The following is a 10838-nucleotide window of genomic DNA, read 5'->3' on the forward strand; positions in this document are numbered from 1 at the left end:
AATCGCGGCTTCGGGAGCAGCCTCCTTTTTTTCAACCGGACCAAGCCGCGCCGTCGGTTCGTTAAAGTCGGACATGCTTGCCGATGAAGTCAGGTATAGACCCGGAACACGATGTCCTGCTCGTAATTGCCGAACAGTTCGCCGTAAATCGTCAGTCCGCCGACATGCGCGGCATCGCCGGGAACGGCGAACCGGAGCGTCCATTCGTTCCTCGACATCGGCACGTCCGCCAGCCGCACGTCCGACATTTTCTGCCCGTCCACATAAGTGCCGTCTTCGCATATCCGGATCATTTTGAGCCAACCGTATTGATTCAGATCGTCCTTCCACCAGGCGGGCGTCAATTGCCCCCGCCCTCCGCCGCTGTCGCCCGGGCTCGTCCAGATGCCGAGGAAAACGCCGTTCAAATAGAAGTGAATGTCCGACGGCCAGCTCTCGTTAATGCCCGGCGCTTCCGACCCGATCTCCATGGAAATTTCGATCTCCTGCGCCGTCTGCCCCGGGAGCAAATAATTGGGGATGCGGTATTCCACGTAGCCTTTGCCGAACCACAGAATTTGCGCGTTCATCCGCTCCGGCTCGAGAAAATAACGGGGATCGTCGAACTGGCCGATCAGCTTCTCTCCCGTGGCCAGCCCGCAGGTCGGATAAACCTCGCAGCGCGAGTAATGGCCGACGGGCAAGTTCACCTCCTGCACGGGGCGCTTCTGCCGCGTTGCGTTCGGGAACGCGATCTCGACGCCGTCCGTCGCCAGCGAGCACATCTTGTGCGTCCCGCCGTCTTTGCGAACCATCTTCGTGCGGATCAGCCCCCCTTCCTCCAGCTTGCGGATATGCATCGTCATGATGGGACCGCTAAGCTGCAGCGCCTTCGCCAGCTCCTTGACATTCATCTCCCGCTCCGCCAGCAGCTCCAGCACCGTCAACCGCACCTCGCTTGCGAGCGCCTCGTACGTCCGCAGCCATTTGCGTTCCGTATTCGTTCGAATCATAGGCTCCCTCCCATGGCCGGCAGAAAAAAAAGACATTGCCAATTAACCGCGGCATATGATAAATATAGTTTAGATAATGTTTTTATAAGTTGATTAATATTTATATTATTTCATGGGGTGATCGAATGTCAAGCAAAGCAACGATGAAAATTGAGAAGGATTTCCAGGTGGGCGAAGTCGATCCCCGCTTGTACGGATCGTTTATCGAGCATTTGGGGCGCGCGGTCTACGGAGGCATTTACGAGCCCGGGCATCCGTCCGCGGACGAGCAAGGCTTCCGCACCGACGTGCTGGAATTGATCAAGTCGCTGAACGTTCCGATCGTGCGTTACCCGGGGGGCAATTTTGTATCCGGTTTCAACTGGGAAGACAGCGTCGGACCGGTGGAGCAGCGCAAGAAGCGCCTGGAGCTGGCCTGGCGCACGATCGAGCCGAACGCGTTCGGCCTGAACGAGTTCATGGACTGGTGCCGCAAGGCGAATACGACGGCGATGATGGCCGTCAATCTCGGCACCCGGGGGCCGCATGAAGCGCGCGAGCTGGTCGAATACGCGAACCATCCCTCCGGCACTTATCTGAGCGACCTCCGCATTCAACACGGCTACAAGGAGCCTCACAACATCAAAACGTGGTGTCTGGGGAACGAAATGGACGGGCCGTGGCAAATGGGCGGCAAAACGGCGGTCGAATACGGACGGATTGCGGCGGAGAGCGCCAAGATGATGAAGTGGGTCGATCCGACGATCGAGCTTGTCGCCTGCGGCAGCTCCGGCACGTTCATGCCGACGTATCCGGAATGGGAAGCGACCGTCCTCGATCTGGCGTACGAGCAAGTCGAATATATTTCGCTGCACCGCTACTACCAGAATCACAAGCGCGACTCGGCCACCTTCCTCGCCCGTTCGCTGGACATGGACGACTTCATCAAGACGGTCATCGCCGTCTGCGATTACATCAAGGCGAAGAAGCGCAGCAAAAAGAACATCTATCTGTCGTTCGACGAATGGAACGTCTGGTACCATTCCAACGAAGCCGACAAGCAAATCGAGCCCTGGCAAGTGGCTCCTCCCCAACTGGAGGACGTCTACAATCACGAGGATGCTCTCGTCGTCGGCTGCATGCTGATCAGCTTGCTCAAACGCGCGGACCGGGTGAAAATGGCGTGCCTGGCGCAGCTCGTCAACGTCATCGCCCCGATCATGACGGAGAACGGCGGACGCGCCTGGAAGCAGACGATCTATTATCCTTATCTGCACGCCAGCGTCTTCGGACGCGGCACCGTTCTCGTGCCGCTCGTCCATTCGCCGAAATACGACTGCAGCGAGTATACAGACGTGCCTTATGTGGAAGCGGTTGCCGTGCACAACGAGGAAGCCGGCGAGGTGACCGTATTCGCCGTCAACCGCCACCTGAGCGAGACCCTCAGCTTCGATGTCGACCTGCGGAGCTTCGGGGCCGCGAGCCTCATCGAGCATCTCGTCATGGACAGCGACGATCCGTATGCCGTCAACACGGCCGATCAACCGGACCGGGTGAAGCCGCGCAGAAGCGAAGGAACCGTCGCTCGCGGCGAGGCGTCGTCGTTTGCGGCTCAGCTTCCGAAAGCGTCGTGGAACGTGCTGCGGTTCAAGGTTTAAGAGACAAAGCGAGCCCGTATGCCTGTCCGGCTGCGGCTCGCTGCGTCGAGAATTGAAGGCGCTCTAGCCGAACCCTCGTTGCCCGTCACTCCGCCGCAGACACCTCGGTCCGCTTGCGGCGCGAGAACAGCATCGCGAGCAGCAAGACGATCATGCCGATATTCAGCGAAATGTCCGCAATATTCATGACGCCGCCCTGGCCCTTGAGCTGGATGAAATCCGTCACGCCGTCGAACAGCGTGCGGTCGATGGCGTTGCCGATGGCGCCTCCGACGAACAAGCCGGTTCCGATCTCCATCCAGACGCCTCTTAGCTTTCCTTTATAACGATAATACAGAACGAAAGCAACGATCAGCACCGCGACGGGAACGAACCATTTCCCGTAGCCCTGGAACGAACTGCCGGCCGCGCCCGTGTTCTCCAGGCGAATCACATGGATACGTCCGCCCCAAACCCGGGCCGCTTCCTCCATCTTCAGATGGCTGCGAATCCACCACTTGGACAATTGATCGGCGGCGATAACGATCGCGGAAAACAGATAAAATAGCAACCCGGCCACGCCTCCTTTGATAGAAACGCTATAATCCGATTGTACCGCATTGCGGCGCTTATACCAAGACGGCGCCGGCGGCGGGAAGGTCCTCCTTCCGGGCAAGTCAGACCGGCCGTTCCGAACGTTCGCGGTTGTCTTGCCGCTTCCGGGATCGGCTCTTGAAGAAAGCCGTCATCCCGCCGTTGAGCAGCTTGCCGAGCGCCCACCCCGCCGCAACGGCGGCGGGAACGGCGATCCACCAGGCGCCGCCGTACATCAGAGCTGCCTTCAAGCCGAGCGCAAGACCCCACAACCCGAACATCGGCAGGAAGAAGAACGAACGGGCGAGGGGCTCCGCCAAGCCCGGAGCTCCCGGGGGCCAGGGCAGCATGGATACGAATCGCTCTTGCTCCCATTGCCGCCATTGCCCGTGAAGCCGGAACAGGACAAGCAGCCCCAGAACGGGCCACAGAACGGCCGCCAGCGGCAACGGACTCAGGAGGAGCGCGGCCATGCCCAGCAACGTCAGCATGATCAGCAAGCGGATATTTTCTCCTTCGCGCAGTCCCGCCTTCAGCCACAGCTCGGCGATTCGCTGCGTCATCTCCCGCTTGCTGAACACGCTGCGGCCCGCCAGCGAGAACACGGGCTTGCGAAACGCAGGCTTGTTGCGGATGCCGACGGAATTTTGGAGAAGAATCCGGACGCAGGCGACATAGGCTTCGTCCTCCGCCGCAACCTCCTGCATAAACGTCCCTCGCGCGAGCGCCCTCCGCCAAGTGAGCGCAATCGACGCCCCGAGCAGAAGGGCGAAAACAGCAGCAAGCAAGACCGGACGATGAAGCGCCGCCGTCATGGAGGCGATCCAGGCCGCCATCAGCCCGGCCCGGATGAGCCAGGAGACGGCGATCCGGCTCCAGCCGGACCGCCTGCGCTCCACCCTGTCGCGAACGAGCGCCCAGACGTAGCCCAGCAGCGAAGAGGCGGCAACCAGCGATGCGCCCGTGCCGAACGTCCAGTGCAGGCGAATGTCCAGCACCGGGACGAGAAGGCCGGCCGCCGCCGCGGAGAGCAGCAGCCGGGCCAACCACGTATAGGCGAAGCCGACGGCGAGCAGCTTCGTCGTCCAGCGCCGGTTCCTGCGAAGGAACAAACCGTCGCCGGGATCGGCGAAGGTGCGGAGGCGCGCCCGCAGCATCCACGCTCCCAGAAGGGCGAACACGGTTTGGGGCGTGACGATCGCGAACCATTCGGGCGGATGCTGCCACGCGTCGCGGTACATATTGGCGCCGACGAACAACGCCGGCAGCGCGATATACAGCTGCACCGTCCAATCGAGCGTAAGCCGCCAGCATTTCCACACTTCCAGCCAAAACCCCGCGATGCGGGAAGCCGCCAGCGGCAGCGGCCGGAAGCGGCGCAAGGGCCTCACGGCCGTCCCTCCTCTTCCGCGGTCAGAATGCGGAAGCAATCGAACAGCGGCGTTCCGTCCGGACAGCCGGCCGCGGCTCGAATCTCTTCGATCCGTCCCGACGCGGCGACGCCTCCGTCGTGAATAAGCACGAACCGGTCGCACAGCCGCTCCGCCGAATCAAGGACGTGCGTGGTCAAAATAACGGAAGCGCCTCGCGCCCGTTCCTCGTCGAGCGCCGCCAGCAGCTCCATAACGGCGCCGGGGTCGAGGCCGATGAAGGGCTCGTCCACGAGGAACAGCTCCGGCTCCAGCAGGAACGCCGCGATGAGCATCACCTTCTGCTGCATGCCCTTGGAGAAGCGCACAGGGTATTCGTGCTTCGACTTCAGCAGCCGGAACCGGCGCAGCAGCTCTTCCGCCCGCAGGGCGAAGCGCTCTTCGGGCAGCTCGGCCGCCGCGGCCGCAAGCTGCAAATGCTCCCACAGCGTGAAGCGGTCATACAAGATCGGCTGCTCGGGAATATAGGCCATCCGGCGGATAAGCTCCCCGTCCGATGCGTCCGCCGTCTCTTCGCCGTGCCACAGCAGCCGGCCTTTCCAATGCGGAAGCTGCCCGAGCAGCCCTTTCATCACCGTGCTTTTGCCGGCGCCGTTCGGTCCGAGCAGTCCGAGCCTTTCCCCGGAACGCACGTCGAATCGGATGTCCCGCAAGTAAGGTTTGCCCGGCTCGTAACCGGCTTCCTCGATATGCGCTTGCAGCAGGACGGGCTTCTGTGCCTCCATCCCATGCACCTCCAACGATGGTTGATCGGCCGGGATTCGATCCCTTGCTCTTGTAGTACGAAGGACCGGTCACGGCAGATACATTTTTCTGAATTGAAGCGGCGACAGGCCGACGCTCGCCTTAAAGCAGCTTGAAAAATACGGCGCGTAGCGGAATCCGACCTCTTCGGCGATTTGCGCGATCGACCGCTCGGTCGTGATGAGCAGCAGCTTGGCCTGCTCCAGCCGGTAATCGTGCAAATATTCCATCGGCGTGCGGCGGTAATGCTCCTTCATGCAGCGAACGACATAATTGGGGTGAAAATGCAAAGCTTCCGCCAGCGACTCGTTCGTTATTTCCGTCCGGTAATATTGCTTCAAATAGGCCTCCGTCTGCTGCGCCAGCTTGAGCGAAGGCGACGAAGCGCCGCCTGCGGCCCCTTCCTCCAGCAGCCTCAGCAGCTCCAGAAGCAGGCTCTGCTCTCTCCAGAACGCCGCCGAACGGTTTTCCCCCGATTGCTTCAACAGCTGCTCCAGCAGCCCGAACGCCGCCGCCGGATTTCGAAGCGCGGAACGCTTGGGCATCCGGATCGAATAAGGGTTCGAGAACGGCTGCTTCACGGTCGGCTGCTTCACCGTATTCGTCTCCGCCGTCTCGCCCCTCTCCCCCTCGTGATCGAAGTGCATCCAGTAGAACACGGTCTCCTCGCCGCACGGCCGAGAGGCGTAATGCTCGCCTTCCGGAAGCAGCAGCAGCGTCTCCCCTTCGGCGAGCGTCCATTCCCGCCCGTTCTCTCCGATATGCAGCGCCCCTTTGACGACCAGCAGCAAATCGAAAAAGCCGAGCCCCTTGCGGTTCGGGTGCTGATCGCCCGGGAGGTAGCGGGAGCGCCCGGCGCCCAGGTAATAGGGAAGCGGCGGCGTTTGAAGATAGACGTGAAGCGCTTCGTTCACCCCTCCACCCCCAGTGTGAAATTTTATAAAAAAGGAGTTCATTTTCGGCCTATTCGGGCATTTAAATCAAGCATATACTCTGAGGTTAGAGGAGTCAATTTCTGATATTCCGGAGGAGGATACGATGCATACGCCCGCAGTTGGCAAGGCAAACGAGCAGCAGGTTCGCATTGGAGACGATTTTTGGAACGGCTACTCGGATTTGGTCCGCCGCACCGTTATCCCGTATCAATGGGAAGCGCTTAACGATCGCATCGAAGGCGCCGAGCCGAGCTATGCGATCCGAAACTTCCGCATTGCGGCCGGCTTGCAGGAAGGCGAATTCGGAGGCCTGGTGTTCCAAGACAGCGATCTGGCCAAATGGCTGGAAGCCGTCGGGTACTCGCTGGGCAACCATCCCGATCCGGAGCTGGAGAAGATTGCCGACGAAGTGATCGAGCTGATCGGCCGGGCCCAGCAGGAGGATGGCTACGTGAATACGTACTTCACGATCAAGGAGCCGGGGAAGCGCTGGACGAATCTGCTGGACGCGCACGAACTTTACTGCGCCGGACATCTGATCGAAGCCGCCGTCGCCTATTACCGCGGCACGGGCAAGCGCAAGCTGCTCGATATCGTGTGCAGGTTCGCGGACTACATCGACAGCGTGTTCGGACCGGAGCCGGGCAAGCTGAAGGGGTACTGCGGGCATCAGGAGATCGAGCTGGCGCTGGTGAAGCTGTACGAGACGACGGGGGAAAAAAGGTATCTGAAGCTCAGCCAATTTTTCATTGACGAACGCGGCAGCAAGCCGAGCTACTTCGTGGAGGAGTGGGAGCGCCGGGGACGGACGAGCCACTGGGTGCAAGGCACCGTCCCTGCGCCGAACCTTGAGTACAACCAAAGCCACCTGCCCGTCCGGGAGCAGTCCGTGGCGGTCGGCCACTCCGTGCGCGCCGTCTATATGTACACGGCGATGGCGGACCTGGCTCGCCTGACGGGCGATTCGCAGCTTCGCGCCGCGTGCGAACGGCTGTGGAACAACGTGACGCGCAAGCAAATGTACATCACCGGCGGCATCGGTTCCACCCATCACGGGGAAGCGTTCTCCTTCGATTACGACTTGCCGAACGATACGGTCTACGCCGAGACGTGCGCCTCCATCGGCCTGATCTTCTTCGCGCGGCGGATGCTGCAGCTGGAAGCCAAGAGCGAGTACGCCGACGTGATGGAACGGGCGCTGTACAACAACGTGCTCGGCAGCATGTCCAGGGACGGCAAGCACTTCTTCTATGTGAATCCGCTCGAGGTATGGCCGGAAGCGAGCGCGAAAAACCCGGGCAAACACCACGTCAAGCCGGTGCGCCAGAAGTGGTTCGGCTGCTCCTGCTGCCCGCCCAATGTGGCCCGGCTGCTCAGCTCGCTGAACGAATATATTTACGGTTCGTCTCCGGCGGACAACCGGATTTACGTGCACCTGTACATCGGCAGCGAAGCGCAATTCGTGCTTGCGGACGCCGGTCAGGTCGGGCTGAAGCAGCAATCCGCCCTGCCCTGGGACGGTCGCGTGAGTTTTAAAGTCTCGCTGCCGCCGGACAAGGAGGGCGGCGCGGCGTTCGCACTGGCGCTTCGCGTGCCGGCCTGGTTCCAGAGCGGCAAGCCCGTGCTGACCGTCGGCGGGCAGCCGATCGCTTACCGCGTGGAGAACGGCTACGCCATCGTGGAGCGAACCTGGTCGGACGGCGACGAAGCGGTGTGGCAGCTGCCGCTGGAGACGAAGCTGATCGCGGCGAATCCGCTCATTCGCGCCAACGCGGGGCGGGCCGCCATCCAGCGGGGCCCGCTGGTATACTGCCTGGAGGAGGCCGACAACGGCGCGCCGCTGGCTTCGCTCTGCCTGGCGGCTGACGCGAAGCTGAGCGAACGGTTCGACGCCGATTTGCTGGGCGGATGCATCGTCATCGAAGGCGATGCGATCGCCGCAGACCGCTCCGGTTGGGCGGAGGATACGCCGTACCGGCCGCTGGGCCAAGGCGGCGGGACGAAGCCCGTGCGCTTCAAGGCGGTGCCGTACTATCTGTGGGGCAACCGGACGCCGGGCGAGATGATCGTCTGGATCCGGACGGCGCAAGCTTAAAGGGGCTGCTTAGCCGGGCAGCGCTTCAACAAGACAAGGGACTTTCCTGCTTCGGTTGTCGGCCGGGCGGGGACGTCCCTTGTCTTTTTCCCGTTCCCTCCGACTCGGGACCAGCTCGGAACTCCGCCGACGGTCCGGCGTCCCGTTACGCCCGATGTCCGATCTCCTTTATCGCCGGAGCCGTTACAATGAATCTGACGCTCGCTCGATAAAGGAGAATCGATAAAATATGTACGGATCGCTTGTTGGATTGGAGCTGGCCAGCCTGGTCCTCCTGGCGCTGCTGGGCTGGCTGGCCGGCAATCGGGCTTCGAAGCTGGTCTATGCGGGGACCGGCGAAAAGCTTCGCCGCCAGACGCGCCGGCTGCTGCGGTGGCCGCCCGTGCTGACGGTCGTCTGCGCGGCGCAGGCGGGGAGCGCAATCGTCATCGCCGGCTCGTTCGACAAGACGTTCTGGCTGGATCGGCTGGCGCTGCACGCGCCCCTGGCCGTTATTCCGGTTCTTGGCCTATGGTTCATATCGGTCCCCAGGCTCGTTCGGCTGCTTCGGGATACGGCCGGACCGGAGAAGGAGCCGCTCTCGTCCGACATCCGCAGCCGGACTGCCGATCCCGGGCTTATCGTGCCGTTCCGGGCGGTGGCGTTGGGGGCGCTGACCGCCTTGTACTTCGCGTTCAAGCCTCCCTTCCCGTTCAGCCTGCCGGACGCAGCGGTGCCGCTTCTTGCGCTGGCCGTCGCGTTGGCCGCCATCGGCTACGGCCATTCCCGCCGCAGCCGGCGCGCCGCACAATCCGAAGCCGCACTCCCGCGGCCGCCGCTATGGAGACGCTGCCTGCGCGGGTTGACGATCCTGGCAGCCGTCGTTGTTACCGCCGCTGTTCCGTGGGCGATCGCCGCGCAGAACAGCAAGCTGCCGGAACGGATCGATATGACGGCGGGACCGATGGATGACGGCAAGGGATCCACCGGGCAAGGCCAGCATGCGCCTGCCGGCCATGCGGAGTATTTGGCGGCAACTGCCGGGGCTGAGGCGCAGGTGTCCGTGGCGAGCCTGACCGGTCCGCATTCGCAGCCCGATCGCCGATTTACGCTGACCGCGGAGAAACAAACGATCCGGCTCGCCTCCGGCAAGACGGTGGAAGCCTGGACGTACAACGGCCAAGTCCCCGGCCCCGAGCTGCGGGTGAAGGAAGGCGAGGTCGTGGAAGTGACGTTGGTCAACAAGGACATCGACGCCGGCGTGACAATCCATTGGCACGGGCTGGACGTTCCCAATGCGGAAGACGGAGTCACCGGCGTCACGCAGGATGCGGTTATGCCGGGGCAAACGCATACGTACCGGTTCCGCGCGGAACAAACCGGCACGTTCTGGTACCATACGCACCAGGATTCGTTGGAAGGGGTATCCAATGGGCTGTTCGGTTCGCTCATTGTCGAGCCGGCCGATGACGGGAACCGGGAGGGGGAACGCGATATTACCGTCATGACCCACGCCTGGGACGGCGCAGGCATGGCGATCGCGGCTTCGGACGGCGTCGACCGGGTCCGCGTTGCGCCCGGAACGCCTGTGCGTCTTCGCCTCGTCAACACGGACAACTGGGTCCGGCAGACGTACCGGCTCGTTGGAACGGATTTTCGGGTCGCCGCCATCGACGGAACCGACCTGAACGAGCCGGGCGAGCTGGAGAGCGGCACGCGCCTCGTCCTGACGACGGGCGGCAGGTATGACGCGACGTTCGTGATGCCGGACCGGCCGGTCTTCCTGAGCGTCGGCGGACGCAAGGATCTCGGCGTCTTCATGAGCCCCGACGGATCGGGCGACATTCCGGACTTGCCGGCCGGGAGCTCCGAGTTCGATCCGCTGCACTACGGCAAGCCGAAGGAGACGCCGTTCGGCAAGGACAGCGCGTTCGACCGGGAATTCACGATGGTGCTGGACAACGAGCTCGGCTTTTTCAACGGGCAATACAATATGCTGTATACGCTGAACGGGGAAGTGTTCCCGAATACGCCGGCCTTCATGGTGAAGGAGGGCGACCTCGTGAAGACGACGATCGTCAACCGCGGAATGGTCGACCATCCCATGCATTTGCACGGTCACCACGTCCTGGTGCTCTCCCGCAACGGGGAGGCGGCCGACGGCTCGCCCTGGTGGGCGGATACGGTCGACGTCCTTCCCGGCGACCGGTACGAGATCGCGTTCCGGGCCGACAATCCGGGCCTGTGGATGGACCATTGCCACAACCTGGATCATGCGGCAGCCGGCATGACGATGCATCTCATGTACGAGGGCGTGACGACGCCCTACGCAGCCGGCAGCGCGACCGGCAACCACCCCGAATAAGGGGCGGGATGCCGGCACGGGCCGAAACGGGCGAATGCAGCTCAGATGCTGAGCCGCTTTGACCCGCATGCGCCGGAATCGGCGAATG

Annotated in this window: 8 protein-coding genes; 3 read left to right on the forward strand and 5 right to left on the reverse strand. The window is 62.5% G+C overall.

From position 1 onward, the window contains the following. Positions 1-89 precede the first annotated feature (89 nt). Entirely contained in the window at positions 90-992 is a 903-nt protein-coding gene (locus G485_RS0123835; protein ID WP_084423477.1) for an ArsR/SmtB family transcription factor, read from the reverse strand. A gap of 125 nt (positions 993-1117) precedes the next feature. Between G485_RS0123835 and arfA the strand changes: the two genes are divergently transcribed. Further along, complete coding sequence (gene arfA, locus G485_RS0123840) at positions 1118-2629, forward strand: arabinosylfuranosidase ArfA (protein ID WP_027094605.1); 1512 nt, start codon at positions 1118-1120, stop codon at positions 2627-2629. 85 nt (positions 2630-2714) lie between these two features. On the opposite strand, the gene lspA is transcribed toward arfA, so the two are convergent. The 4 genes from lspA to G485_RS0123860 all read right to left on the reverse strand — a co-directional run bounded on the left by lspA (position 2715) and on the right by G485_RS0123860 (position 6290). Further along, on the reverse strand, positions 2715-3179 hold the full coding sequence (lspA, locus tag G485_RS0123845; RefSeq protein WP_027094606.1) for a signal peptidase II: 465 nt from the start codon (positions 3177-3179) through the stop codon (positions 2715-2717). A gap of 106 nt (positions 3180-3285) precedes the next feature. Next, positions 3286-4593: an ABC transporter permease gene (locus G485_RS0123850; RefSeq protein WP_027094607.1), complete on the reverse strand. Its 1308-nt coding sequence runs from the start codon at positions 4591-4593 to the stop codon at positions 3286-3288. Beyond that, positions 4590-5357, reverse strand: a complete 768-nt coding sequence (locus tag G485_RS0123855; RefSeq protein WP_027094608.1) for an ABC transporter ATP-binding protein — start codon at positions 5355-5357, stop codon at positions 4590-4592. The genes G485_RS0123850 and G485_RS0123855 overlap by 4 nt, the downstream gene beginning before the upstream one ends. 69 nt (positions 5358-5426) lie before the next feature. Continuing rightward, complete coding sequence (locus tag G485_RS0123860; RefSeq protein WP_027094609.1) at positions 5427-6290, reverse strand: AraC family transcriptional regulator; 864 nt, start codon at positions 6288-6290, stop codon at positions 5427-5429. 124 nt (positions 6291-6414) lie between these two features. Between G485_RS0123860 and G485_RS0123865 the strand changes: the two genes are divergently transcribed. Together G485_RS0123865 and G485_RS0123870 are read left to right on the forward strand one after the other, a co-directional pair. Continuing rightward, entirely contained in the window at positions 6415-8406 is a 1992-nt protein-coding gene (locus G485_RS0123865) for a glycoside hydrolase family 127 protein (protein ID WP_027094610.1), read from the forward strand. Positions 8407-8635: 229 nt separating this feature from the next. Next, positions 8636-10750 (forward strand): multicopper oxidase family protein, encoded by a 2115-nt coding sequence (locus tag G485_RS0123870; RefSeq protein ID WP_027094611.1) that lies wholly within the window; start codon positions 8636-8638, stop codon positions 10748-10750. Positions 10751-10838: the final 88 nt, after the last annotated feature.

The organism is Cohnella thermotolerans DSM 17683, assembly GCF_000429825.1.
Classification (GTDB): domain Bacteria; phylum Bacillota; class Bacilli; order Paenibacillales; family Paenibacillaceae; genus Cohnella; species Cohnella thermotolerans.

Bases quoted from the DNA above. Each gene is read 5' to 3' on its own strand.
- G485_RS0123835 (WP_084423477.1), bottom strand. From the start codon at position 992: ATGATTCGAACGAATACGGAACGCAAATGGCTGCGGACGTACGAGGCG.
- G485_RS0123870 (WP_027094611.1), top strand. From the start codon at position 8,636: ATGTACGGATCGCTTGTTGGATTGGAGCTGGCCAGCCTGGTCCTCCTG.
- G485_RS0123865 (WP_027094610.1), top strand. From the start codon at position 6,415: ATGCATACGCCCGCAGTTGGCAAGGCAAACGAGCAGCAGGTTCGCATT.
- arfA (WP_027094605.1), top strand. From the start codon at position 1,118: ATGTCAAGCAAAGCAACGATGAAAATTGAGAAGGATTTCCAGGTGGGC.
- G485_RS0123855 (WP_027094608.1), bottom strand. From the start codon at position 5,357: ATGGAGGCACAGAAGCCCGTCCTGCTGCAAGCGCATATCGAGGAAGCC.